This window comes from Streptomyces atratus (assembly GCF_040655115.1).
Lineage (GTDB): Bacteria > Actinomycetota > Actinomycetes > Streptomycetales > Streptomycetaceae > Streptomyces > Streptomyces atratus_D.
Genome location: NZ_JBFAJH010000005.1, coordinates 249,936 through 274,731, shown reverse-complemented (window position 1 = coordinate 274,731; position 24,796 = coordinate 249,936). Strand labels below are relative to the sequence as shown.

The window sequence follows — 24,796 nt, the reverse complement described above, 5'->3', positions numbered from 1 at the left end:
GGTCCATGGCGTCGGCGGAGCAACCCCCCAGGAGATGCTCCGGGATCCGCGCATCGCCCGGGTCACCGGTGATGCGACGGCTGCCATATTCCGGCGCTCCGGGGACATCGACGCCGAGCAGCATCCGGAGCGGTACCGGGACCGGCCCATCGAGGAGGCGTACTGCTGGTCCAATCTCACCTCCGGCAACGGCTCGCGTGCGCTGTGGCTGCTGCTGCTCCCGTTCATGGTCGTCAACCTGGCCCACTGGATGCGGCCCACGGCCAGGAGTCGCACCCGCGCGGTCCGGCTGTACGGCGTCCTCGTCCGCCTCGTCGCCCTCAGCCTGACCGTCCTGCTGACGGCTGCGGCGTGCGAGGTCGCGCTGGATCTGGTGGCCTGGCAGTGCGCGGGTGTACCGGACTGCTCGAACCAGCGCTCCTGGCTGGGCTTCCTGTCGACGGCGCAGGACGGCTGGTGGTCGCAGCCGGGGCGGCGGCTCGCGCTGGCGGCTGTGGTGCCCACCGCGCTGGTGGGGCTGCTCTGGTTCCTGTCCAACCGGACCTGGAGCGCCTACGAGTCGCAACGCCCGCTCACCGGCGCGGAACCGGACGACGACGATCTCGGCAACGGGACCGAGGCCACCCCCACCACCGAGAGCCCTGGCGCCGAAACCCCCGCCGCCGGAACCCCGGTTGTCCGCCCCGCCCTCGGCCGCCCCGGCTTCTGGTACGGCCGGCGGCTCGTCGCCCGGTTGCGGGCCGCGCACACCGCCGCCGGCTTCCTGACCGTGGCGGCATCCGTCGCGGGTGCCGCGGCCCGTCACGACCGCGCTGTCACCGGCCCCGTCCCCGAGTTCCTGGGGCGGCTGATCGAGGCCGTGCTCGTGCTGGGCGCACTTGTCGTGTTCTGGGTGGTCTGCAGCCGCGGCCGCAGCGAGCGGCGGCTCGACAACCGGCTCGACGGCGCCGTCATCACCTGGCTGCCCGGCGCCGCCCTCGCGCTGCTCGTCGTCGCCGAGGTGTACGCGGCCTGGTCCCGTCCCGGTTGGGTCTCCGTCGGCACGCTCCACGGAGACGTCACCTTCCGCGTCCTCACCGTCGGCCAGGGCATGCTCGTGGTCGCCCTCTCCGCGGTCGCGCTCGGCCTGTACCGCCGGACGCCCGAGCCCCGTACGGTCATGTACGGACTCGGCGGCCCCGCGGTCGCGATGCTGGCCTGCGCCCTCGGCGGCGTCATGTCCGGCGGGGTCGCCCAGCGCGTTGCCGACTGGCTCGACGGACCGGGCACCCCCGGCATGGGCCGGAGCTCCCTCATCGACGGGCCGCCGGTCCTGCTGAGCTGGCAGGCCTCGGTCATTCCGGTGCTCCTGGCCCTGCTGCTGATTCCCGCCGTCGTGCTGGGCGTACGCACCTGGCTCGCCGCCCGCACCATGGAACCCGAGGTCGACAAGGAGTACGGGGAGAAGCGGCCGGATGCCGCCCGCACCCGGCAGATCGCCAGGACCCGGGCCCTGGCGGCGCTCACCGACTCCGCGCCCTGGTTCCTCGGGCTGGTCTCCGGCGCCACCCTGTTGCTCGGCGCGGGAGCGGTCGCCGGGGCATGGGCGAGCGGGGAGGTGCCGGGGCTGGCGCTGGACGGTGACGGCGCCTTCATCGAGTCGGTCGCGGAAGCCGCCCAGTCGACCGGCTCCTGGATGATCGGCTTCGGCTTCATCGTCTTTGTGACCTTTGGCCGGCGCGCCTATCGGGATGCCTCCACCCGGCGCACCATCGGCATCCTCTGGGACGTCGGTACGTTCTGGCCGCGCGCCGCCCACCCCTTCGCGCCCCCCTGCTACGCCGAGCGTGCCGTCCCGGACCTGGCATCCCGGATGTCCGGCTGGACCGGCCGCACCCGCGGCAGGCTCGTCATCTCCGGGCACTCCCAGGGCAGCGTCCTCGCGGCGTCCGCCGTCTGGCAGCTGCCCGCAGGGGCCCGGAAACGGGTCGCGCTGCTCACCTACGGTTCGCCGGTCGAGCGGTTGTACGGACGCTGGTTCCCGGCCTACTTCGGCCCCGGACCGTTGCATGGACTGCACCGGTCCGTGCACTGCTGGCGCAACCTGTGGCGGGCCACCGACCCGATCGGCGGCCGGGTCCGGCTCGACGGGGGTCCCGGCCCCGAAGTGGACCGAGGGCCTCTGCGGGACCCGTTGGTCTACGGGCGTACGCCGGAGCATCCGCTGCCCGAACCGGTGCTGGGCCACTCGGACTACCAGGCCGACCCGGTCTTCGCCGAGGAACGGGCGGCGCTGCTCGTCCGGCTCGGGCCGGCGCTGCCCCGCCAGGCCGACGGGGGCTCCGGGCAGACTCAGGGAAGTTCCGGCAGGTCCTCCGGGTAGAGCAGGGTGAGGTCGTCCGTGCTCGGTTCGGCGAGCTGGGCGACCCGGCCGGCATGCCGCTCGACCATCGACTCGAAAGTCTGGCGGGCGGTCCGGCCATTGCCGAACGCCGGGCCCTTGGGCAGCTCGGTGAAGTACTTCAGCAGCGCCTCACCGGTGCCCTCGGCAAGGTTGTACTCGTGCTCCTCGGCCTGCTGCTCGACGATCCGCAGCAGTTCGGCGGGCTCGTAGTCGCTGAAGGTGATGGTCCGTGAGAAACGGGACGACACACCGGGGTTGACGGTAAGGAACCGCTCCATCTCGTGGGTGTAGCCGGCGACGATCACGACCACCGCGTCCCGGTGGTCCTCCATCAGCTTCACGAGCGTGTCGATCGCCTCCCGGCCGAAGTCCCGGCCGGAGTCCTCGGGTGACAGCGCGTAGGCCTCGTCGACGAACAGCACCCCGCCGCGCGCCCGCTCGAACGCCTCCTGGGTGCGGATGGCGGTCGAGCCGATGTGCTCGCCGACCAGATCGACCCGGGACACCTCGACGAGATGCCCGCGCTCCAGCACCCCGAGCGAGGCCAGGATCTCGCCGTACAGCCGGGCCACGGTCGTCTTGCCGGTGCCGGGGGAGCCGGTGAAGACGAGATGGCGCCGCACCGACGCGGCCTTCAGCCCCGCCTCCAGACGGCGGCGGCCCACTTCGATCATGTCGGTGAGTGCCCGGACCTCGCGCTTGACGCTGTCCAGGCCGACCAGCGCGTCCAGTTCACCGAGAACGGCGCCCGAGGTACGCACCGGCTCGGCGGGTGCCTCGACGGCGGCGGGCGCGGCCGGACGCTGTGCGGGCACCCCACCGAGCAGCCCGGGGGCCGACTGGGCTGCCGTCAGCACCGCGGGCGGCGGGGGAGCGGCAGTGCGCAGCGCGCTCTCGTCGCTGGTGCAGTCCTCGACGACCGGACTCGTCCCCTGGCCGTCGGCGTGCGAACCGCCCTCGGCGAACTCGTAGCCGCCGCGCGCGCACCGCTCGGTACGGCATCGGGTCAGCGTCGTACGGCAGCCGTCCATCACATGGAAGCCGTATCCCTCACTGCCGGTGACGCGGCAGCTGTCGAAGGTGCCGCGCCCCTCGGCGGAGACGTAGAAACCGGCCTCGGCGGGCGAGGTGACCGTGCAGCGCTCGATGGTCGGGTCGGCGCCCTTGGTGACGATGACCCCGGTCTGGGCCGTGTCGATGGTGCAGTTGTTCAGCGTGCCGCCGCTGCCGTGGTCGCGGAACCAGGCGCCGGTGGACGCCTCCCGGATCCGGCAGTCGTCGAGCTGCGCGGTCGCCCCGTCGCTCACCGACACCGCTGTGTTGCGGACCTGGGTGAGGTCGCTGTCGACGACATCGGCCCGCGAGCCCCGGTCAAGGACGAAGATCGCGTCCGGCACGTCATGGACCCGGCAGGAGTCCAGTATCACGGTCGCGCCGTCGCTCACCCAGACCGCCGGATAGTCACCCGTACTGTCGTGGATCTCGCACTGGTTGGCGTCGACCCGGGTGCCCGGGTCCCACACGGAGAGGCCGTTGCGCCCGAAGCGGCGGACCGTGGAACGGGTCAGCGTGAGGACCGAACGGGAGCGCAGATCCACCGCGTTCTCCGGGATGTCATGGATGTCGCAGTCGGCGAGCGTCAGCACCGCGTCCGTGTCGAGCGTGACCCCGTCCGCCGAAGTGCGGTGCACCGTGCAGTCGGTGAGGTGTGCGGAGGCGCGGGAGGTGACCTGTATGCCGCTGCCCTTGATCTCGTACACCTCGCAGCCGACGGCCTCCAGCCCGCTTCCCTCGCCGGTGATGCTCAGCCCGGCGCCCGAGGAGTGATGGACCTTGCAGTGCTCCAGCCGCGGATGCGCGCCGTCGCGCACCGAGACCCCGGACTGCCCGGCCGACACGATCTCGCACTGCTCGAACAGTCCGCCCGCCCCGTCGAGCACGGCAAGGCCGACCCCGGCCGGATTGTCGACCGTGCAGCGACGTACGTTCGGCCGGGCGGCACCGCGCACCTCTATTCCGGCGGCCGACCGCGTGACGATCCGCAGATCCGCCAGCTCCGGGGCGCCGTCCTCGATGAGCAGTGCGGGGGCCGCCGAATCCTGGCCCTCCACATGCAGATCCTGGACGACGGCGGAGGCACGCACCGTCAGGGGAACGCCGTCGACCGGCGCGATTCGCACCGAGCCGACGGAGCCCTCGGGACCGCGCAGGGTCACCGCGCGGTGCAGGACGAGATTCTCCCGGTAGGTACCCGGCGCGACGGTGAGGACATCACCGTCCGCCGCGGCCTCAAGGGCTGCGGTGAGGGAGGCGTATTCGCCAGTGCGGCGCCGCCACCGCGATGTGCCGGTGTGCGTCACCTGGACCGTGCCCTGTGCCATGGCGCTGTTGTGCCCCCACCTCGTGCGTGTCCGATGTCCGTGCGACCGGCCTTGCGGCAGGGGTCGTCGCGGGTCCGCCCGCCGAAGAGGTGAGCGGACCGGTCCACCGTAGCGCGCGCGGAGGGCGGGAGTTGACGGGATCCCAGCTCATCAGCTGCCGGTGCCCGTCCTGCCCCAGTCCGGACCGGCCTCGGCCCACGCCCGGTCGAGCCGCGCATACCGCCGTTGCACCATGCGCCATACGACCAGGCGCCGCCCGCCCTCGATCAGTGCGACGCCCAGCAGCGCCACCCCGAACCCGGCCAGTGCCGCATGAGTGCGGGCCGTCGGCGCGTCCATCGGGCGCAGTGCCGGGCGGCCGTCCAGGTCGGTCCAGATCCGCACCCGGGAGCCGGGATCGGTGATCTGCGAAGAGGTCGCGACCGTTCCGCTGCGGGCTGTGCCGTCCGGGGCCTTCCAGCGCGCCACCACCGACGTCTGCGTCGTGCGCTCCGAGGACACCTCGGGGTCGGTGACAAGGCGCGGCCCCCCCGAGGCGCGGCGCACCACAACCGCCGTCGTGGGATGACGCTGCGCCTGCTGGATCCGTACCGACTCCTGTAGGACGTCGTCCATGAGCGACCCGCACAGCCACCCGAGTGCCGGCGTCCCCAGCACCATCAGCAGCAGCGCCACCAGAGCCACCCACGCCTCGCGCCGGTCAGTGGCGCGGCGCAGGGGATTGCGCCGCCAACGCCAGACTCCCGATACCGCTCGCACAGTCCTGCACCCCCTTCCGCATCCGTCATATACCGATACGGCACAGTCCGCGCGCCGAGCAGACGAAGAGAGAGCTACCTCACCCCGTCCAACGCGCGGGCCGGTCCAGCGAGTTCCCCTCCCGGTCGGGCCGTCAGCCGAGAATCCGAACCGGGTCCCCGACGCGGATCAATCCGGTCCCGTCCGGAATCAGGTACTGACCGAACAGCAGGTCCTGCCCGGCACGGCGGTGGCGCGCGAGCGTACGCAGAGGCTCCTTGCCGCGCTCCGCCGTGCCCTGGCCGGTGGTCGTGATGACACAACGGGCACACGGTTTGACGACGCGGAACGGGACGTCGCCGATGGCGATCCGGTCCCATCCGTCCTCCGCCCACGGCGCCGTGAGGTCCACGACGACATTCGGCCTGAAACGGTTCATCGGCAGTGGGTCCTCGTCTGCGTGGTCGCCCTGCGCGATGAGTGAGTCCAAGGCGTCCAGCGAGGCGCTGGAGGTCAGGAGCAGCGGGTAGCCGCCGGCGAATCCGACGGTCTCGCCGGGGCGCGCGTACGCGGGATCGATCAGCCGACGGGTTCCGGGCGCGTCGAGATGGACGAGTCGGACCTCCGTGCCCAGGTGGTCGCTGAACCAGGTGTGCGCGGCGGCCGCCGCCTCCACCACCTCGATGGTGGACCGGTGCAGCGCCACGGGGACCGTGGGGCCGGGCTCGGGCTCCTCGACGGCCGGCGGCGCGCTGCCCGGCGCCGACAGACCGATGCCGTCCCCGGGCAGCGGCACGGCGGAGACCAGCGCCATGCGCGGCTTCTGACGCTGTGTGACAGCCCGGCCCGTGGTGTCGACCAGCATCCACCGGCGGTCGCCGTCGAGTCCCCATGGCTCGACGGCGGCCTCGCCCGGCTCGCATCCGGCCGGCGACTTGACCGGATGGATGTGTAGGGCCCGCAGTAAGGGAGGACCCATGTCCCCATCCTGCCATTCACCCCGGGGCCCGTCGTTCGGATCGGGCCTCAGTACCCCCGGCCCTGGTACGGGCGGTTGTACGGGTCCTCGTACGGAGAGGGCGCGGGGACGGGCCGCGGTGACGCCGGGCGCATCGACTCGTACCCCGTGCCCGGCGCGGGGCGCTGCTGCTGGGGCTGAGGCGTCTGGTAGCCGCCCCGCATGCCGGTCGGCTGCTGCGGGATGTACGGCGCGGGGGCGTGCTGCAGTTGAGCCGGCTGCATCGGCGCGTAGCTCTGCTGCGGAGCGGCCGTCTGCTGCGGGTAGCCGTACGACGGGTTCGGCTGGGAAGGCGCCGCGGGAAGCGCCGGCAGCGCCGACGGGAGCGCCGGCAGGTAGCTGTTGCCGGTGTCGTACGCGGCCGGCACCCGGATCGGGGCAATCTGGGGCGTACCCCGCTCCGCGACCAGGGAGTCGTAGATCGGAGTGTCGGGGAACGACGGTGCGGCGTAGTAGCCGCCGCCGTAGGTGGAGCGGGGGGAGGTCATGGCACCTAAGTTAAGCCCACGATGTGCTGGTTGGGGAGGCCTAATCTTAGGGTCATCTGTTTTACGCCGTTTTTGTCCGCCTGACCTGCGAAAACATCGTTAAGGCCTCCGTTGATAGCGGGGGCATTCCCGATGGAGGGCCCCATGGCTAACGAGAAGTGGCGGAGGGGCTACAAAGGGCGACATCCATGTAGCACTCGCCGGGCTCGGCGGGGTTGCCGGCCACCGGTTCCAGCCGCAGCCGAGCTCCAGGAGCCGGTCGCCTGGGCGCAGGGCGAGCTTGCGGCAGACCAGGTCCAGCTTGTCGCGCTGGGCGTCCTCCAGGCTCCCACCGGGTCTCCAGCAGGCGCAGGAGTACACCATCGAGGGGCCGAGCACCCGCTCGTAGAACTCGTTGCCCACGTCGTAGTGGTGGCTGACGGCCTGCTTGTCACTGGCCTTGGTGCGCCGGGGGCCGCTGCGGCGCACCGCCTCCTCGGGCGGCGTGGCGGGCGCGGGCCATGGCCGGGCCAGGCCCGCGACAGCCCGAACGCCCGGTCACTGTCGCTGCCGAGGGTGCACTACTCGAGCGGACCGACGAGTCCGGGCTGCGCCAGGTGTTGTGCCACCTGCTGGGCAACGTATGCGATGCACACGCCCGCCGAGATGCTGGCGGAGACGTAGCCCACGGATCATAACCGCGCGGTGAGGAGGTCCGAGGTGAGGTCGGTACCGGGCTGCTTGCGCTTGGCGGCGATCAGCTGGGCCATGCTGCCGAAGATGCTGGCCTCCGCAGCCAGCCGCTCATCGGGCGGGGTCGCGCCGCTCAGCAACAGGTAGCTGTCCACAGTGAGTTGACGTCGCGCCTCCACGTCGTCGAGGCCGTACAGCTGGCAGATCACGGTCACCGGCAGCTGGAAGGCGAAGGTGCTGCGCAGGTCCACGACCGATCCCGGCTGTTCGCCGACCGCGGCTACGACACGCCGACCTCCACCTCGGACTCCAACTCGCCGCCAGCATCATCTGCTTGAGATGCCTCCGAACCTCACTCTGAAGTGACCGGTCAGGCCGGCCGGGTCTCCTCGTGGTAGCCCAGCTCGGAGAGCGTCTGGTGCAGGGAGGCCCGGGAGGTGATGCCGAGCTTGGGGAAGAGGTTGTACAGGTGGGTGCTCACGGTGCGCGGGGAGAGGTAGAGCCGGCGGCCGATCTCCTTGTTGGACAGGCCTGATGCCGCCAGCCGGCCGATCTGCAGCTCCTGCCGGGTGAGGTCGGCCGGATTGCCGGCCGGACCCGCGGGTACCGGCAGGAGCGCGGCCACCCCCGCACGCTCGTGCTCCCGCTGCGGTCGACGGATGACGGCCCGGACCGCAGCGGTGCGCACCTCGGCCTGCAGGACGCCGCTGCCACCGCCGCCGGGGGTGCGGCGCTTGCGGTCGAAGGCCAGGCGTAGGAGGGCGAATTCGAAGGGGTGCCGCTCCCGCTCAGAGGAGCCCACCGATGCCTCGAGGAGAGACTCCGCCTGCTGCGGCGGGGCGAGCAGGGCACGCGCGCCCGCGACCAGGACGAGGTGTCGGCCCGAACGGTGGGGGAGTCCCGCGGCCTGGGCCGCCGCCAGGTGCATGTGTCCCTCGTGGACCCTGCCGGTCAGTACGGCCGATTCCACCAGGGTCAGGAACACCCAGGGGTGCAGGGGGGACAGGGCAGCGCTGTCCGCCACCGCCCCGGAGGCCCGCAGGGCATGGGCGTAGGCCTCGGCGTACGCGCCCTCGGACAGGGCGACCCAGGCGCTCGCCTGATGAACCATCAGGGACGTGAGCCCCGAAAGACCGTTTACCGCGGTCAGCTCGCGGATCAGCGCGCGCGCCGTCCCCGCGTCACCGTGGGCCGCCGCGACAAGGGCCGACTGTGCTTTGGCACGCCGGGCCGTGAGCACGAGTCCGTGCTCCTCGGCGAGCCGCAGCATCCGCGAGGTCGCCTCTTCGGCATCCTGCGGGAGGCCGCCGAGGAGGAGGTCGAGCCCGAGGATGCCGAGTCCGTCGGCGCAGTCGATGACGGCACCGCCCTCGTCGCTCGCCTCGACCACCCGCCGCAGCCGGTCCTGGAGCGGGCCGAGTCCGTCCAGGGCGAGCGCGAGGTGGGCCAGCCGCAGCACCTCGGCGCTGCCGGCGTCCGGGGGGAGGTCCTTGATGGCCGCGTCCAGCCGCGCCGGGGTCCGCGGGCCCCCGTCGGCGAGCGGCGCGGACAGCTCCTTGACGAGACGGGCCCAGGAGGGCCCCATGCTCAGCCTGGAGGCGATCGCGTGCCACTGCTCCGCGTCTCCCGAGACCACGGCGAGGGAGAAGAGCCGGGTGAGCAGCTCGTCGCGCCCGGCGCCCCGGGGGCCGGAGTCGGCGCCCGGCGCGTCCCCGCACGAGTCGAAGGCGCCCAGGAGCAGGTGGAAGGAGGCCCGGCTGTCGCCGTCCCGCTCGGCCAGCAGTTGCGCCTGCGCGAGGGCGAAGGCCGGGCCCTCCGGCCGGGCCGCCCCCGCCGGGGCCTGACCCAGCAGCTCCGCCGCGAGCGCGAACCGCCCCGCGCGCCCGGCACTGTGGGCGGCGAGCGCCAGCAGTTCGGCGCGTTCGGGGGAGCTTCCGCACAGGTCGGCCGCCCGGCTGTGCGCCGTGAGGGCCAGGTGCTCGAAGCCGTGCCGGGCCGCGCGGGCCGCACCGGCCGCCAGCGCGCCCGCCACGGCGGGATCGAGCCCTACGGCCGATGCCACCAAGTGCCGTACCTGCTCATCCGGTTCATGGTCGAGTACGGATGCCAGCGCCCGGTGCGCGGCCCGCAGCCGGTCGGGCGCCGCCGCTGCAACCACCGCGGCACGCAGCAGGGGCTCGGTGAACACGAGCCGCCCCCGCTCCCCGGCGACCCGCAGGACTCCGGCGTTCTCGGCGGTCACCAGCGCCTCGCCCGCGGCCTCCCAGCCGTGGCGGTAGGCGGCCCACACCGTGCGCGTGCTGCCGTGCGCCTCCAGGGCCGCCAGCAGGAGCAGCTCCCGTACCTCCTCGGGGAGGGTCTCCACCGGGGGCCCGTACACCCTGCGGAGGGGCTCGCTGACGGGCAGGAGGGCGGGAAGCGGCTCGCGCCCCGCCAACTGCGCCTCGGACAGGACCCCGGGCAGTTCGGCCAGCGCCAGCGGGCTGCCGTCGGCGGCCTCGATGATCCTGCGCCGTGTCTCGGGGGCGAGCGCGGGGTGCCGCGCGTCGAGCAGCGCCGCCGCGTCGGTCCCAGGCAGCGGGCCCACGGGGCACGCGGCGGTCCGCGCGTCGTCAAGGAAGGGGCTGGCGCTGTCCGCCGTGGCGGCGACGAGCGAGATCCGCGTGCTGGTCAGCCGGCGGGCGAGGAAGCCGAACACCGCGCGGCTCTCGGGGTCGAACCAGTGGATGTCGTCGAGTACCAGCAGTACGGGCCGCTCCCGGGCCGAGTGCCGGAGCAGGGCGAGGACCGCCGTGGAGAGGCGGAAGACATCGGCGCAGGAGGTGTCGCCGGTGTCGAGGGCGGACCGGAGCGTGGTGCGCTGCGCGCAGGGAAGCTCGTCCAGCTCGTCCTGGACGGACCAGAGGGCCTGGTGCAGTGCCGCGTACGGCAAGGACACCTCGGTTCGCACGCCCGCTGCCCGGAGCACCAGTGCCCCTGCGGCCCGGGCCTCGGCCGCGCAGCCGTCGAGAAGAGCGGTCTTGCCCATGCCCGGTCGGCCGTGCAGCGTCAACACCTGGCCGGCGTCCTCCTGCGGCAGTCCGTGTACGAGGGCGTCCAGCCGGGCCGTCTCCTTCTCTCTGCCGACCAGTTGCCGGGGGGTCCTCGCCTCAGCGGACTCCATCGTGTTCGCCCCCTTGCCTCGTGTTCCTGTCGGTTCGTCGTTCAGCACAGCACGCGGATCCGGGGATCCCGGCACCGGCGGCCCGAGTCCGTCCCCTTTGTGCAGGACGTGTGTCCACCCGGGCAGCGGGAGGGTTCGGAGGACCGGTTTGATTAGCCAACACATATGCGCGCATTTGGCCAGTTGGCTGGGATCACGCTTGGTTCAGGTAGTTCTCAATGCCTAACGTGTGGCTATGCAATGCCGATTGCAGTGACCTCGTGTGCAAGGCGATCGACCCAGCGGGACGGATCTGTGCGCGGGTGGATCTCCAGGAGGTGCGGATATCTACCCTGGCCGGACGAGGCCCGCCAGGAGCACAGACGGCAGCGACGGGAACGGGATCGACATGCCGACCGAGGAGAGAACGACCCGGACGACACTCACCTTTGCGGTGCGACGCCGAGGTCCTGCTCGTGATCGCCGGTGAGGTGATCGACGAGGCCATCGAGTGGATGGGGCGGGCGGCGCAGCGGTTGCGGGTGGGAGAGATGCGGATCGTCCTCGTCGCCAACGACATCGACGACTGGAAGCTCGTCCGGGCTTCGACCACGGCCTCGTCTGCTTCATGATGCGGGGCACCGCAACCCTGGCCCAGGTGCGCGACACCGTGCCGGCGAGCAGGGTCGGACGGGCGGAACTTCCGGGCAGCTGCATCCGCTCCCTCATCGACCGGATGCACACGGCGCAACAGGGCGCCCTTGCACCGCGCGGACCCTCGTCGGCCCCAGCGCGTTCTCCCCGCGCGACATCGACGTACTGCGGCTCCTCGCCGACGGATGGGACACGGTCGAAGTGGCCTGGCTCAACTACTCCGAGCGGACCATCGAGAGCGTGATCGCCAGCATGATGAACCGGCTGGGGCTGCGCAACCGTTCGCACGCCGTGGCGTACGCGCTGCGCCGCAAGCTCCTGTGGCGGTACGTCAGCCCACAGCACGAAGGCCTCCGCCCGGCAACAGCTGCTGGGTGGAGGCCTTCTTCCTTCCGCGGATGAGCGCCGCGATCAGTACTGGGTGCCGCTGCCCCAGAGGAACCTGCCGTCGGCCGCCTGGATCGTGACGTTGCCGTCGTTCTGCAGGACCAGTTCAGCCCCCGGGTTCCCGTCCGTGCGGGACGACCAGACGGTCGTGCCGTCGCCCGCCAGCACGACCAGGTTGCCGTCGCCCTGGAACACCGCGCGGTCTCCGCGACCGGAGGTGCCCGAGGACCAGCGGGCCCGGCCGGTGGCGTCGAAGATGACCAGATTGCCGTTCTGCTGCATGGTCAGCGAGATGCGGTTCGTGGCGACCGACTGGCCGCGCCCGATCACGTAGGTGCCGTGCAGGACCTTGGTCTGACCCTCCTTCACCGTCGGCGCGGTGGGTGCGGCGGTGGTCTGCTTCTTCGTGGCCCGGACCGGGGCGGGTGCGGGTGCCGGAGCGGCGGCCTTCACCCGCGGAGCGGCAGTCGGCCGGGTCGTGGTCCTCGAGCCGGAGTCGGAAGGAGCGGTGCGCCGGACCTTGGGGCCCGGCTTCGTGGACGTTGTGTCCGAGGCCGCCAGGACCGTCGTGTGCGTCCTGGGCGTCCTGGGCGTCCTGCCCGAGTCCGGGGCCCGGGTGTCGGGGCTGTCGCTGCCGACGACGTCGGTACTCCGGACGGGTGGGATCGCCCTGTGCGGGCCGGCCGGCTGTCCGCCGCCCGCCTTCCGGTCCTTTGCCCTGGCCTTTTCGGTCGACTTCTTGTCGGCGGGCGTGATCAGCGGCGGCTTGTACCTGGAGGTGTCCACCGAATCCGGCAGGCCGGGAGCGGTCTTGGACGGCAGTACCCCCGGAGGCTGCTGGAGCCGATCGGCGGGCTTCAGGGACTGTTGGTCCGTGCCGCCCTGCGTGCTGGGCCAGGTGGCGCCGCCGCGCTCCCCGAGCGTGGCGACGGGGGTGGAGGCGGTGATGTCGCCGACCGCGCGCGTCGCCTGGTCGGCATCGGAGCGCTGGCTCACCACCACCAGCGGTACGGAGACCAGTACGGCTCCCGCGATGGCCGCCGCGGCCATCAGCGGACGCCCACCCTGGCTGCCACTCCCGCCCGCGGCCTGGCGCGGCGGTGAGGAGCCGTCCTCTGCCGCGCGCGGGGGCGCTGCCGTGGGAGCGGCCGCCGCCGTGCCCGTGGGGGCGGAGCCGCCGTCGTCCGCCCGCTCGGCCGCGGCTGCGGAGGCCGGTGCGGCCGGCGTCGCCGTGGGGGGCGCCGGGCGGGCCTCCGCGGTGGACCGGGAGCGCCGGTGGGCGCGCCTTGTCAGGCGGGTGGGAGCCGGCTCGGCCGCGGCCGGCCGCGGTGCAGGCTCGGCAGGGGCCGGCTGCGAAACGAACACCGTCCCGGAGACGGTCCGTTCGGACGCGGTGGCGTCGTGCAGGGCCACCGCCTGCCGTATCCTCGGCCGCTCCGTACCCTCGGGCCGGACGCCCGGAGGGCCCTGACTCATGGTCCGTTCCCCTTGTGTCACTGGAATCTCCTCTGTCGATGGATGTCGGGCCTGCCCTTCAGGACAGGACTGGTGCGGGACCGGCTGCCGGGCCCCGGGCACCGGGCCGCTCCGTCAGCCGACCGACACAGCGGTCGGGCCAGGCGGCCGCCTCGTCCCACCGTGGTTCGGAGTCCGCGAGCCACGTGAGCAGTCGTTCCTGGAACAGCGCGTCCTGGGGGTCGAGTTCACCGGGTGCGGCCGGTGGAGCGGAGTCGGGCAGCTCCCGGAGCAGGACCAGTCGGCCGCCGGCCCGATCGTCCCTTACACCGAGTACGCGCAGCCGGGTCCCCGCGCCGAAAACGACCTCCTCGACGGCGTCGGCGCCCGCGGCCCCGCCCTCGAGCAGCGGCCGGATCCGGCGTGCGGTCGCCGACCAGATCAGGTACCGGTCGCCGCCGGCCTGGGGCAGCGGCCGGTCGGCGGCGAGCGCACTGATCGGCGCGTCGGAACTCAGCTCCGTACCCGGTTCGGGATCCGCCGTCCCGGCGCCCGGGCCTGTACTCCGCAGCGCGGGTCCCCGGTACGAGGGGAGCCGGCGCAGGCCTGCGTTGATCGCCGCCCGGCGCCGGTCTTCCGGCAGGACGGCCGCCTCGCCCGTCAGGTACAGGTGCAGGGCGACGAGGTCGGACCGCATCGCGTCGTCGGCGCGGCTGCGTACGGACGGCAAACGCGTCAGCGCGCGGACCACGGCCTGGTGGTGCTTCTCCCACGCCGGGCCGAGGAGGGTGTGCAGGTCGGTGGGGCCAGCGGCGGGCTCCGCAGGCGGGGGGCCCGGTACGGGTGCAGGCGCTACGGGTTCCGGTGCAGGTGTAGGCGCTACGGGTTCCGGTGCGGGGACCTCGACGGCCGCCGGGGCCGGGGTGGGAGCCGATGCCGGCTCCACCTGCGCTGTCGCTGCTGTCGCCGCCTGCCCGGCAGGCTCTGCCGCCGGGAGCGGGGTGCCCGAGGTCAGCCAGCCCGGCAGGGCGCCGGCCGAGGCGGCCGCGCCCGGCCCCTCGGCGATGTCGATCTGCGGCAGGGCCAGTACCTGCGTGGCCTCCGAATTCTCCGTCTCGGGCACGGGCTGGGGCTCGGCCGGGGCCAGCGAAGGGGTCGTGGAGGACATCAGGGAGGCGGGCGCCGAGGCGACGGCGGCCGCGGGCTGCTGCTGAGGCGGCTCCGCGACGGCCGGGGCGTGGCCCGGCAGGTACGCGTTCGCGCCCACACCGGGCAGCCAGCCCCGGCGGGCCAGGCCGATGCCGTGCCGGACCGTGATCCGGCGTAGTTGCGTCAGCTGGTCGGTGGTGCAGTCCGCGTGGATCTGGAGCATGGCGCGCTCACGGTCCGACGTCTCCAGCTCGGCGAGCATGCCGTCCAGCGCGGGCAGCAGCGAGTCGTCCGTGGCGACGCCGGGCAGTCCGACGTCGATGGCCAGGACCTCGGCCTCCACCGGGCGTTCCCACGCGCTCGTGACCTGGCCGGTGGGGCCCACCCACAGCCCCGCGCGGGTCACCGCCACCTGCCAGTCGGCGGAGAGCCGGTACGTCCCGTCCTGCTGCCCGGGGGCGAGGCCGGCGAGGGGCGGCCGCCAGCGCTTGAGGCGCCCCGCCGGACCGTCGAGGGGCCCGTAGACGACCGATTCCACGTACGAGTGCCAGGTCGGGTCCCCTTCGGAGGAGATCAGCAGGGTCCGCGACTCGGGCGACTCGTCGTCCGTCGCGTCGAGCAGCAGCGGCAGCCCCCCCGAGACCTCCACCTCCGTGTCGAGCAGGTGGGCGACCGCCTTGGCCACCGGCAGCAGGTCCCCGGACCAGGGGATCAGCCGGGTCGCCCGGCGGATCCGGTCCGGCAGGGCGGCCAGCACGCTGGCGACGGCCTCGGCGGTGGTGCCGCCGGCGCCGGGGCCGCCGACCAGCAGGACCGCGCTGGTCGCCTCCATAGGCACCGTGTGCGCGAGCGCCGGCACCGGGGGAGCCGCGTACCGGTCGGGGCGCAGGATGATCCCGGCCGGGATGTGGTCGATGCGGTGTCCCTCGGCCGTGTCGGCGGCCAGCCGGGAGAACGCCGCCTGCCAGACGGGCGCCGGGAAGCGGCGGCCGACGACCTCGGGGGCGCGGCCGGCGGCGAAGCGCAGCCAGCCGTGGTGGGAGAAGAGGGTGCCGTCCGGTCCCACGACGGGCACGCCGTGGCAGGCCAGCACCTCGACCGGCCAGGCTTCGGTGATCCGCCCGGCGATGCCGGAGCCCGCGCCGTCTGCCATGACCAGTGCCACGCGGTCGAACCGGTTGCGTACTGCGGCGGCCAGGATGGGGGTGAACTGGTCGAGGAGCGTGGAGGTGTCCTCGACCCCGCTGTCCACCAGGAACACCAGGTGGTCCCGGGCCATGGGGCCCAGCCAGTGGGCGGCGTCGGTCAGGTACTGGGGCGCTTGCTTCGTGGGGTGGAAGAGGTGGACGCCCGGGGCGCCTTCGGGCCCGGGCGGGTTCTGGGCGCCGGCCGTCGGGGTGTTCCGGCCGCTGCCGGCCGCCCGTCGGCCGAGGAAGCTCTGCCACAGGCTCATGAGAGGGCACCCCCGTCGTGCTGGAGGACCTTCTGCCTGTCACCGCGCGCGGCGAGGGCGTCCAACGGCAGGTCTTCCGGCAGTAGTCGGCTCAGGGTTTCCAGGCTGGGGTCGGCGAGGCCCCTCAGCCGGCCGGCCTGCCGGGTCATCATGGTCTCCACGAGCTGGCGGGCCAGGCGCGCGTTGCCGAAGGACTTGCCGCGGGGAGTCGTCTCGAAGAGCAGGCGCAGCGCCTCCAGGGTCTCGGGGGCGCACTGGTAGCCGAGTTCAAGCGTGTGCCGGTCGGCGATGGTCACCAGTTCGTCGGTGGTGTAGTCCTCGAAGGTGACGTGCCGTGAGAAGCGGGAGGCGAGACCGGGGTTGGAGTCCAGGAACCGGCCCATCTCGTCCGTGTAGCCGGCGACGATGACCACCACCTCGTCGCGGTGGTCCTCCATCAGCTTGAGCAGGGTGTCCACCGCCTCCCGTCCGAAGTCGGAAGGGGCGTCGAGCGGGGTGAGGGTGTAGGCCTCGTCGATGAAGAGCACCCCGCCAAGGGCGCGTTCGAAGGCCTCGCGGGTGAGCTGCGCGGTGTGGCCGATGTACCGGCCGACGAGGTCGGCGCGGGCCACCTCGACGAGCTGGCCGCGGGGCAGCACCCCGAAGGAGCACAGCAGGTCGGCGTAGAGACGGGCGATGGTGGTCTTGCCGGTGCCGGGAGGTCCGGCGAAGACGAGGTGGTGGCTGATCCTGGGCGCGGCCAGTCCGGCGGCCTGGCGCTGCCGGGTCGCCGCGAGGAGGTCGACCATGCCCGCGACCTCCTCCTTCACGGCGGAGAGACCGATCATGCCGTTGAGGCGGGCCAGTACCTCCGAGTCCGCGGGCCGGTCCTCGCCGCCCGAGCTGATCATGGCCGCCTCCTCCTCGCCCACGTCCTCCGCGACGAGCTGCGCCAGGTCGGACTGGCTGATCTCGGAGCGGGACGCGAGCCGGAAGGCCTGCCGGTCCACCATTTCCTCGAACACCTTGCGCGCGGCACGGCCGTTGCCGAAGCTCGCGTCCCGGGGCATCCGGGTGAAGTGCAGGGCGAGGGCCTCGCGCGCGGTCGGGGCCAGCTGGTAGCCGTGGGCGACGCACATGTTCTCGACGATCGTGACGAGTTCGTCGACGGTGTAGTTGATGAACTCGATGCTCCGGGTGAACCGGGAGGCGAGTCCGGGGTTGGCGGACAGGAAGGCCTGCATCTCCTTGGAGTAGCCGGCGACGATGACGACGACCTCGTCGCGGTGGTCCTCCATGAGCTTGACCAGGGTGTCGATGGCCTCCTGGCCGAAGTCGGCCCCCGAGCCCCTGCTGTCGGAGAGCAGGGTGTAGGCCTCGTCGATGAACAGGACGCCGCCCAGGGCCCGTTCGAAGGTCTCGGTGGTCTTGATGGCGGTACCGCCGATGATCTGGGCCACCAGGTCGGCCCGGGAGACCTCCACGATGTGGCCCGAGGGGAGCGAGCCCAGCTCGGCGAGGATGCTGCCGTACAGCCGGGCCACGGTGGTCTTGCCGGTGCCGGGCGGGCCCGCGAAGACGAGGTGGCGGCTCATGGGCGGTGCGGGCATCCCCAGGCTGGCGCGTTGCTGGGCCAGCCTGTTGAGGTTGATCAGCGTACTCACCTGGTGCTTGACGCCCTCCAGCCCGACCAGGGCCTCCAGTTCGCCGAGCGGTCCCTTCGGCGTCGTGTCCGGGGCCGCGCCGCCCGGGACGGTCTCCGCCGGGCCCCCGTTCCCGCCGCCCGCGGGGATCTCCTGCTTCGGGGCGCCCTCCCAGATGTCCGCGGCGCCGTTGCCCGTGCTCACCAGTCCGTCCACCGAGAGCCGGGTGCCCGGACGTGAATGCCGCAGCCCGGCGCCCCGGTTGGTGCGGACCGCGCACCCCGTGATGGTGACCTGCTCGGCGCTGTCGACCCGGATGCCGTCGCCGGTGCTGTCGGCGAACCCGCAGGAGTTGAGGGCGGCCCGTGCGCCGGTCGCGACCAGGATGCCGTGGGCGCCGGCTTCCTTGACGTTCACCCGGGTCATGGACAGCTCGCCGCCGTCCTCCACCGACACGCCCTCGGTACCCGTTCCGCTGATCTCGCAGTCCCGCAGGGAACCCCGGCCGAGGGAGCCCACCGACACCCCGGCCTGCTTGGAGCCGCGGATGGTGGTGTTGCCGACGTGTGGGTTGCCGTGCCCCTCGATGCGCAGGGCCGCCGAACCGGTGTTCTCGATCTCGCAGTGTTCGAGCCGGCCCCGGCCGTCCTCGGCGACCTCGATCCCGTAGCCCTTCGTGCCGTTGACGCGCACCCGCCGCAGCAGCGGGTTGGCCCCCGAGCGTACCGAGATGCCGTGGCCGCCGGCGTCGAGGACGTCGAGCCGGTCGATCTCCGCGACCGACTCGTCCACGAGGAGTACGGCGACGCCTTCGGTGTCCCGTACGGTCGTGCCGGTCAGGACCGGACTGCTGGACTCGGCGACCCGTACGGCCGCCTGCGCCGAGGCGCGGAAGACGCAGTCCTCGTACGTGCCACGGGACTTGCCGGTGACGAGCAGTCCGCTGCCCCGGGTGTCGGCGGTTCCGCAGCGGCGCAGCAGGGGGTCCGAGCCCGCGGCGACGACCATGCCGTGACCGGTGGTGTCGGTCACCTGGACGTTCTCCAGGACGGTGCGGGAGGTGCTGGTGACGTAGACCCCCACGGTCACCCCGGTGACGGTGACGTCCTGCACGGTGACGCTGCTGGAACCCTCCAGCGCCACGGCTGGTTTGTCCGTGGAGGAGATCTCGCAGTTCTCTACGGAGCCGCGGGCCTCTCCGTTGGCCAGGATCCCGTTGCCCCGCGCGTCGCGCAGCCGGCAGCCGCGCACGCTGAGCCGGCCCTGGTCCACGACCACGACCGCAGAGGTCCCCAAGTGCTCGATGACGGAGTCCTCCACCGCGCTCGGCTGGGCGGAGGTCACCACGATGCCCGCCCCGTCCGGGTTGGTGATCCGGCAGTCCCGCAGGGCGAGTGAGCCGGCGTCGGAGGCCGATACGGCCGCCCAGCCCTTGCCGACCACCTCGCAGTCCTGCATGGCCAGTTGGCCCCGGGCGGCATGGACCACGGGCACGTCGCTCTCCCCGCCGCGCAGCAGCAGGTCGGTGAGCATCACCGCTTCGGCGGCCAGGGTGATCGCGGTGTCGCGGCGCGGGATGATCTCCACGCTCCCCTTGGGGCCGTCGGCGACGATGGTGACCTGCGTGGTCACCAGCAGGTTCTCCACGTACCGACCGGGCTGCACGCTGATCACCGCGCCCGTGCGGGCGTGGGAAAGGGCCTCCTTGATGGTCCGGTACTCGCCGGAGCCGTTGTGATCGACGGTGAGTACCTGGCGTACCACGACGGTGCCTCCCTTGATGGTGCGGCGGTGCGCGACGCGTATCGCACCGGCTCACAGGCTGCCGGGGGCCGGTGGGCCGCCGCTACCGAACAATGACTGGTTCGCGCGACGTAGGGCGCTCGGCCGATGACGTAGATTTCGGCGCGGTGGACCCCATACGTGCCGAACTCATCTCCAGCGGGCACCGGTTGACGGATGACGCTCCTACGCTGCGTCCATGAGAGCGATGCGACGGGGTGCGGCCCCCCTGATGTCCGCGATGGCTCTGGTCGCCGCCGCGGCCGCCCCCGGCGCGGCCGCAGGGGCAGCGGACGAGACCCTGCCGGTGGTCGTGCAGACCCTGGCGGACAACGCGCCCTGCCGTCCGGCCTCCGGCAAACGGGCCGAGCAGCCGCCGTGGACCCAGGACATGCTCGGCCTGGACCGGGTGTGGCGCATGGCCCGCGGCCAGGGGGTCACCGTCGCCGTGGTCGGGACCGGGGTCGGCACCACGATCCCCGCGCTCGCCGGACGGGTGACTCCGGTCGGGGCCGACAGCGGCCAGGACTGTGTGGGCCACGGGAGTTTCGTCGCCGGACTGATCGCCGCAGCACCGCGCGAGGGCTCCGGCTTCACCGGGGTGGCCCCCGAGGCGCGGATCCTGGCCGTCCGGGTCACCACCCCGAGGGGCGCGACCATCCCGGCCAAGGTGGCGCGGGGGATCGAGGCCGCCGTCGCCGGCGGGGCCAAGGTGATCGCCGTGCCCTTCGCGTTCCCCGACCGCAGCGCCAAGCTGACCGCCGCCGTGGAGCGGGCCCGGCGAGCCGACGCCCTGGTGGTGGCGCCCTCCGTGCCCGACCAGCCATCCCGCCAGGGCGGCGCGGACGCCGCGCAGCCTCGGGACTACTGGCCGGCCGCCGAGCCCGGTGTGCTCTCCGTCATGGACTTCGGCGCCGACGGCTCCCGCCCGCAGAACTCCGTCGTTCCGCGCCACGCCGACCTCGGGGCCCCCGGGGACGGGGTGGTCAGCGTGGGGCCGGGCGGCGAGGGCGCCTTCACCGGATCCGGCTCCTCCCTCGCGGTGGGCTTCGCCGCCGGCGCCGCCGCCCTGGTCCGGTCCTACGAGCCCGGCATCGGCGCCGACCGTACCCGCACCCGGCTGCTGGGCGGCTCGTACACCGCCGCCGTGCCGCGCCTGGACCCCTACGCGGCCGTCTCGGGGGTGCTGCCGGCCGACTCCGCGGCGGCCATGAAGCAGGCCGGGCCGGTCACCCTGCCGGTCGCGACCTCGGACGGGGGCGCCCGGTCGCGCAGCATACTGATCGCGATCGGATGCGTGTCCCTGGTCCTGATCCTCGGGGCCCTCGGCCGGCTGCTGCCCAAGGCACGGGCGCGCGGCTGGCGGGCCGGCTGAGCGAAATCCGCTCGGCGGGCCCGCCGACCGCGCGCCCGCTCAGTCCTCCAGGAGCGCGGTCTGGATCATCAGGCTGCGCCGCCTGGCGATCCGGATGGCCCGCCCCGGCGGTAGCAGCTTCGGCTTCACGTTCCCGATGAAGGTCCCCTCGCTCGGCGGGCAGGACATCATCAGCGCCGTACTGTTCGCGTCGAGCAGGGTCCGGATCACACTGTCCGAGGCGCCGCGCACGGCGCCCGACGAGGCCCTCGCCACGACCATGTGCAGGCCCACCTCGAAGCCGAGGGGGACGTGCGGGAGCAGGGACTCCAGTGGCGAGTTGAAGCCACTGCCGACCATCTCGTAGTCGTCCACCAGGACGAACAGGCGCGGCCCGTCCCACCAGTCGCACAGCCGCATCCTGGCCGGCGGGATGTCCTCGCCCGGGGTCCGCTCGGACATGGCCTGGGCCACGCCCTGGGCGTACTCGCGCAGCGCGTCCCCGGACACGGCGTGGCCCAGCCGGTACTCCGGCGGCACCGCGTCGACCAGTTCGCGCCGGAAGTCCGCGATCAGGATCTTCGCCTCCGACGGGGAGTACCGGGCGACGATCGAACGGGCCATCGACCGCAGCAGGTTGGTCTTCCCGCACTCGGTGTCGCCGACCACCACCAGGTGCGGGCTCTCCTCGAAATCGTGGTGGACTGGCTGGAGTTCGTTCTCGTCGATGCCGATCGGCAGCCGGTGCCCCTGCGGGGCGGGCAGTTGCCCGTACCCGAGGCGGGCCGGGAGCATGCGGACCGCAGGCGCCCCAGGACGCCCCGCCCAGCCGTCCGCCACGGCGCTGACCAGGCCAGCGACGCCGTCGGCGAGGTCGTCCACCGACTCGGCTCCGTCGATCCGCGGCAGCGCCGTGAGGTAGTGCAGCTTGGTCTGGGCGGTCAGTCCCCGGCCCGGCGTGTTCGCGGGGACGGTCGCCGCCTTGCGCATGTCGATGACGGAGTCCATCGGATCACCCATGCGCAGCTCCATCTTGGTGCCGATGGCCTCGCGCAGGACGGGGGTCAGCTCCATCCAGCGGGCGGTCGACAGCATCAGGTGGATCCCGTAGTTGAGCCCGCGCTGCGCGATCTTGTTGATGTCGTTGACGAGCTGGTCGAAGTCCTGACGCACGGTCGGCCAGCCGTCGACGACGAGGAAGACGTCACCGAAGGGTTCGTCGGCGAACTCCCCGGCCGCCCGCCGCCGCCGGTAGCTGGTGACCGTGTCGATGCCGTGGTCCAGGAAGAACTGCTCGCGCCGGCCCAGCAGCACGCTCACCTCGCTGACCGTACGCCCCACACGGTCCTCGTCCAGCCGGCCCGTCACCCCGCCCACGTGCGGGAGCTTGGCCAGGCCCGAGAGCGTGCCGCCGCCGAAGTCCAGGCAGTAGAACTGGACTTCACGCGGGGTGTGGGTCAGCGACAGCGAGGCGATCAGGGTGCGCAGCATCGTGGACTTGCCGCTCTGCGGCCCGCCCGCGATACCCACGTGCCCGCCCGCCGCCGACAGATCGACGGTGAGCAGGTCGCGCAACTGCTCGAAGGGCCGGTCGACCACCCCGACCGGGACCCGCAGCCGCGGCTCCCCCTCCCCGTCCACGGCGGTCAGCCCGCGCTCGTGGTGCGGCTCCAGCGGCGGCAGCAGCATGTCCAGTGGCGGGGAGGCAGCCAGCGGCGGCAGCCACACCTGGTGGGCCGCAGGCCCGGATCCGACCAGCCGGCCCACGGCCACCGACAGCAGCGAGTCGGACTCCTCCTCGCTCGCGGCCCGCGCCTCCTCCTCCGTCGGCTCCACCGGCTGCCGCGGCACCACCCAGGTGGTGGTCCACGGCACGATCTGGTTGGCCACCCGGGACGTGGAGACGGCTCCCGCCCGGCTCCGGTACGTCCCCGACACGTACGCGGCGCGGAACCGGGTCAGCTCCTCCACGCCGGTCTTCAGGTAGCCGTTGCCCGGCTCGGGCGGCAGCAGATAGGCGTCCGGCACGCCCAGCACGCCCCGGCTCTCCATCGCGGAGAAGGTGCGCAGCCCGATCCGGTACGACAGGTGGCTTTCGAGCTGGTGCACCCGGCCCTCGTCCAGCCGCTGCGAGGCGAGCAGCAGGTGCACCCCCAGCGAGCGTCCCAGTCGGCCGATCATGACGAACAGGTCCATGAAGTCACGGTGCGCGGAGAGCAGTTCACTGAACTCGTCCACCACGACCACCAGGCTCGGCAGTGGGGCGAGCGGAGCACCGCCGGCCCGGGCCTGTTCGTAGTCCAGGGCCGAGGCGTAGTTGCCGGCCTGCCGCAGCAGCTCCTGGCGGCGCATCAGTTCACCGTGCAGGGCGTCCTGCATACGGTCCACGAGGGCGGCCTCGTCGGACAGGTTGGTGATGACCGCGGAGACGTGGGGGAGGGTGTCGAGCCCCAGGAAGGTCGCGCCGCCCTTGAAGTCGACGAGGACGAAGTTGAGCCGCTCCGAGGAATGGGTCAGGGCCAGCCCGAGCACGAGGGTGCGCAGCAGCTCGCTCTTGCCGGAGCCGGTCGCCCCGATGAGCATGCCGTGCGGTCCCATCCCGCCCTGCGCGGACTCCTTCAGGTCCAGTTCCACCGGTACGCCGTTGCCGCCCAGCGCGATCGGAACCCGCAGGTGCTGGTGGGCGGTGCGCCGCTGCCACAGGGTGGCCGGCTCGTGGCGGCGCAGGTCGTTGATGCCGAGCAGCCCGGTCAGCTGGATGTCGGAGGCCAGCGGCTCGGCCGACTCCCCGCCCGTCGTCGCCCGGAAGGGCGCCAGCTCCTTGGCCAGCGCCCGGGCCGCGTTCGGCCCCAGCGCGTCGGGGACGCCGAGCACCGTCGACTGCTCCCGCCGGTTGCTGTCCGTACGGACGAGCTCGACACGGCCCTCGGTCAGCCCCAGCCGCAGCGTGGTGCGGCCCGGCCGCCAGCGCAGCTCCCCGGAGAGGTCGATGACCACGCAGTTGCGGAACCCCGCGCCGTCGAACCGGTGCCCCGTGGACACACTGCCCCCGTCGATCACCACGACCACCAGGGGCTCCTCCCGGGTGGGCGAGGCGGTCGGATCGAAGGGCGGGCGCTCGGCGAACTCGGCGCCGACAAGATCGGTCAGTTCACCGACCGCCGGGGCGGCCATCCGGGTCGGCCCCGCGCCGTCCGTGGCCTGCGGGTGCAGTGCGTGCGGAAGCCACTTCGCCCAGTCCCACTCCTCCTTCACCTCGTCCGAGACGCACAGCGCGATCCACAGGTCGTCCGGGCTGTGCAGGGTCGCCAACTGCCCCAGCACGGCCCGCGCGAAGGCCCGGGCCTCCTCCGGCTCCCCGCGCACCAGCACCCGCGACCACGCCCGCAGGTACACGGCGATGGGCTGGTCGGGTATCTGCGCGTACGCCTCCACGAAACAGCGCAGCGCGTGCGCCGTCAGCGGTTCCAGGTCCTCCACCGGACGGGTGGTCACCGGCGCCAGGCGCAGCCCCAGCCGCTGCGATCCGCGCGCGATGCGCACCTCGGCGAAGTCCTCGTCGCTCACCCGCCGTTCCCACAGCCGGCTGGAGCGCGCCAGCGACCACAGCGCTCCCGGTTCGGGATGGCGCCAGGCCAGGGCCTCGCCCTGCTCCACGATGGCTTTGCGCACCCGCCGCCGGACCTGCGACAGGTAGCGCAGGTAGTCGCGCCGCTCCCCGTTCATCTTCGACTTGCGCTCGCCCCGGCGCTGCATGGCCTGACCGACCAGCATCGCCACCATGCCCGTGGCCATCATGCCGACCGCCACGTACATGAACACTCCGCCCGCGCCCGGCCGCAGGAACATGAACATCATCGACATCGACATCATGCCCATGGGCAGGAACGTCCAGATGCCACCGGCGTTCGGCTGGGCCTCGGCGAGGACCGGCGGCTCCTGGAGGTTCAGCTCTCCGTCCGGCATCTCCGGTCCGCGCCGGCGGGCCGGCCTGCGGAAGAGGACCACGCTCACGGACTGCTCCTTCGTCTGCGCGCGCCGGCGCGGCGCTACGGGTTTCCGCACCCTAGGCCGCGGCCCGGCGCACCCGGACCGGTCGCGGGAGAACACCGTCATCC

Annotated in this window: 14 protein-coding genes and 1 pseudogene; 4 read left to right on the top strand and 11 right to left on the bottom strand. The window is 72.9% G+C overall.

Going from position 1 to position 24,796, the window contains the following annotated elements; all coding sequences use genetic code 11:
• Positions 1-34 precede the first annotated feature (34 nt).
• Entirely contained in the window at positions 35-2,362 is a 2,328-nt protein-coding gene (locus tag AB0I23_RS09400) for a hypothetical protein (RefSeq protein WP_436846903.1), read from the top strand.
• On the opposite strand, the gene AB0I23_RS09395 is transcribed toward AB0I23_RS09400, so the two are convergent.
• The 7 genes and pseudogenes from AB0I23_RS09395 to AB0I23_RS09365 form a co-directional block, all read right to left on the bottom strand.
• On the bottom strand, positions 2,332-4,764 hold the full coding sequence (locus AB0I23_RS09395; RefSeq protein WP_359108374.1) for a right-handed parallel beta-helix repeat-containing protein: 2,433 nt from the start codon (positions 4,762-4,764) through the stop codon (positions 2,332-2,334). The two genes, AB0I23_RS09400 and AB0I23_RS09395, sit on opposite strands and share 31 nt — an antisense overlap.
• Before the next feature lie 150 nt (positions 4,765-4,914).
• Positions 4,915-5,523, bottom strand: a complete 609-nt coding sequence (locus AB0I23_RS09390; protein WP_359108372.1) for an Rv1733c family protein — start codon at positions 5,521-5,523, stop codon at positions 4,915-4,917.
• Between the two features lie 133 nt (positions 5,524-5,656).
• Positions 5,657-6,481: an MOSC domain-containing protein gene (locus tag AB0I23_RS09385; protein ID WP_359108370.1), complete on the bottom strand. Its 825-nt coding sequence runs from the start codon at positions 6,479-6,481 to the stop codon at positions 5,657-5,659.
• Positions 6,482-6,528: 47 nt separating this feature from the next.
• Complete coding sequence (locus AB0I23_RS09380) at positions 6,529-7,008, bottom strand: DUF6643 family protein (protein ID WP_037696125.1); 480 nt, start codon at positions 7,006-7,008, stop codon at positions 6,529-6,531.
• A gap of 231 nt (positions 7,009-7,239) precedes the next feature.
• Positions 7,240-7,545 (bottom strand): annotated as a pseudogene (locus AB0I23_RS09375) (class I SAM-dependent methyltransferase); the annotation flags it as partial.
• A 134-nt stretch (positions 7,546-7,679) separates the two neighbouring features.
• Positions 7,680-7,931, bottom strand: a complete 252-nt coding sequence (locus tag AB0I23_RS09370) for a hypothetical protein (RefSeq protein ID WP_359108368.1) — start codon at positions 7,929-7,931, stop codon at positions 7,680-7,682.
• Between the two features lie 119 nt (positions 7,932-8,050).
• Positions 8,051-10,843, bottom strand: coding sequence for a helix-turn-helix transcriptional regulator (locus AB0I23_RS09365; RefSeq protein WP_359108366.1), 2,793 nt, complete (start codon positions 10,841-10,843; stop codon positions 8,051-8,053).
• Between the two features lie 428 nt (positions 10,844-11,271).
• On the opposite strand from AB0I23_RS09365, the gene AB0I23_RS09360 reads away from it, so the two are divergent.
• The gene (locus AB0I23_RS09360; RefSeq protein ID WP_359108365.1) at positions 11,272-11,454 is read left to right on the top strand and encodes a hypothetical protein; all 183 of its coding nucleotides are present in this window, start codon (positions 11,272-11,274) and stop codon (positions 11,452-11,454) included.
• Positions 11,444-11,878: a response regulator transcription factor gene (locus tag AB0I23_RS09355; RefSeq protein ID WP_359108446.1), complete on the top strand. Its 435-nt coding sequence runs from the start codon at positions 11,444-11,446 to the stop codon at positions 11,876-11,878. The genes AB0I23_RS09360 and AB0I23_RS09355 overlap by 11 nt, the downstream gene beginning before the upstream one ends.
• A 9-nt stretch (positions 11,879-11,887) precedes the next feature.
• On the opposite strand, the gene AB0I23_RS09350 is transcribed toward AB0I23_RS09355, so the two are convergent.
• Genes AB0I23_RS09350 through AB0I23_RS09340 form a run of 3 tightly spaced genes read right to left on the bottom strand, consistent with a single transcriptional unit; the run spans position 11,888 to position 19,306 of the window.
• Entirely contained in the window at positions 11,888-13,339 is a 1,452-nt protein-coding gene (locus AB0I23_RS09350; RefSeq protein WP_359108363.1) for a hypothetical protein, read from the bottom strand.
• A 58-nt stretch (positions 13,340-13,397) separates the two neighbouring features.
• A complete protein-coding gene (locus AB0I23_RS09345) occupies positions 13,398-15,920 on the bottom strand; it encodes a hypothetical protein (RefSeq protein WP_359108361.1) in 2,523 nt (840 codons plus the stop codon).
• A complete protein-coding gene (locus AB0I23_RS09340) occupies positions 15,917-19,306 on the bottom strand; it encodes a right-handed parallel beta-helix repeat-containing protein (protein ID WP_359108359.1) in 3,390 nt (1,129 codons plus the stop codon). The genes AB0I23_RS09345 and AB0I23_RS09340 overlap by 4 nt, the downstream gene beginning before the upstream one ends.
• A 217-nt stretch (positions 19,307-19,523) precedes the next feature.
• On the opposite strand from AB0I23_RS09340, the gene AB0I23_RS09335 reads away from it, so the two are divergent.
• A complete protein-coding gene (locus AB0I23_RS09335) occupies positions 19,524-20,699 on the top strand; it encodes a S8 family serine peptidase (RefSeq protein ID WP_359108357.1) in 1,176 nt (391 codons plus the stop codon).
• 39 nt (positions 20,700-20,738) lie between these two features.
• Here AB0I23_RS09335 and eccCa read toward each other — a convergent pair whose 3' ends face one another.
• A complete protein-coding gene (gene eccCa, locus AB0I23_RS09330; protein WP_359108355.1) occupies positions 20,739-24,692 on the bottom strand; it encodes a type VII secretion protein EccCa in 3,954 nt (1,317 codons plus the stop codon).
• Between the last annotated feature and the right edge of the window lie 104 nt (positions 24,693-24,796).

What these genes read in the sequence shown, in the direction of transcription:
- AB0I23_RS09345 (WP_359108361.1), bottom strand. Translation starts at nt 15,920, where the DNA reads ATGAGCCTGTGGCAGAGCTTCCTCGGCCGACGGGCGGCCGGCAGCGGC.
- AB0I23_RS09365 (WP_359108366.1), bottom strand. Translation starts at nt 10,843, where the DNA reads ATGGAGTCCGCTGAGGCGAGGACCCCCCGGCAACTGGTCGGCAGAGAG.
- AB0I23_RS09350 (WP_359108363.1), bottom strand. Translation starts at nt 13,339, where the DNA reads ATGAGTCAGGGCCCTCCGGGCGTCCGGCCCGAGGGTACGGAGCGGCCG.
- AB0I23_RS09385 (WP_359108370.1), bottom strand. Translation starts at nt 6,481, where the DNA reads ATGGGTCCTCCCTTACTGCGGGCCCTACACATCCATCCGGTCAAGTCG.
- AB0I23_RS09380 (WP_037696125.1), bottom strand. Translation starts at nt 7,008, where the DNA reads ATGACCTCCCCCCGCTCCACCTACGGCGGCGGCTACTACGCCGCACCG.
- AB0I23_RS09395 (WP_359108374.1), bottom strand. Translation starts at nt 4,764, where the DNA reads ATGGCACAGGGCACGGTCCAGGTGACGCACACCGGCACATCGCGGTGG.
- AB0I23_RS09335 (WP_359108357.1), top strand. Translation starts at nt 19,524, where the DNA reads ATGAGAGCGATGCGACGGGGTGCGGCCCCCCTGATGTCCGCGATGGCT.
- AB0I23_RS09400 (WP_436846903.1), top strand. Translation starts at nt 35, where the DNA reads ATGCTCCGGGATCCGCGCATCGCCCGGGTCACCGGTGATGCGACGGCT.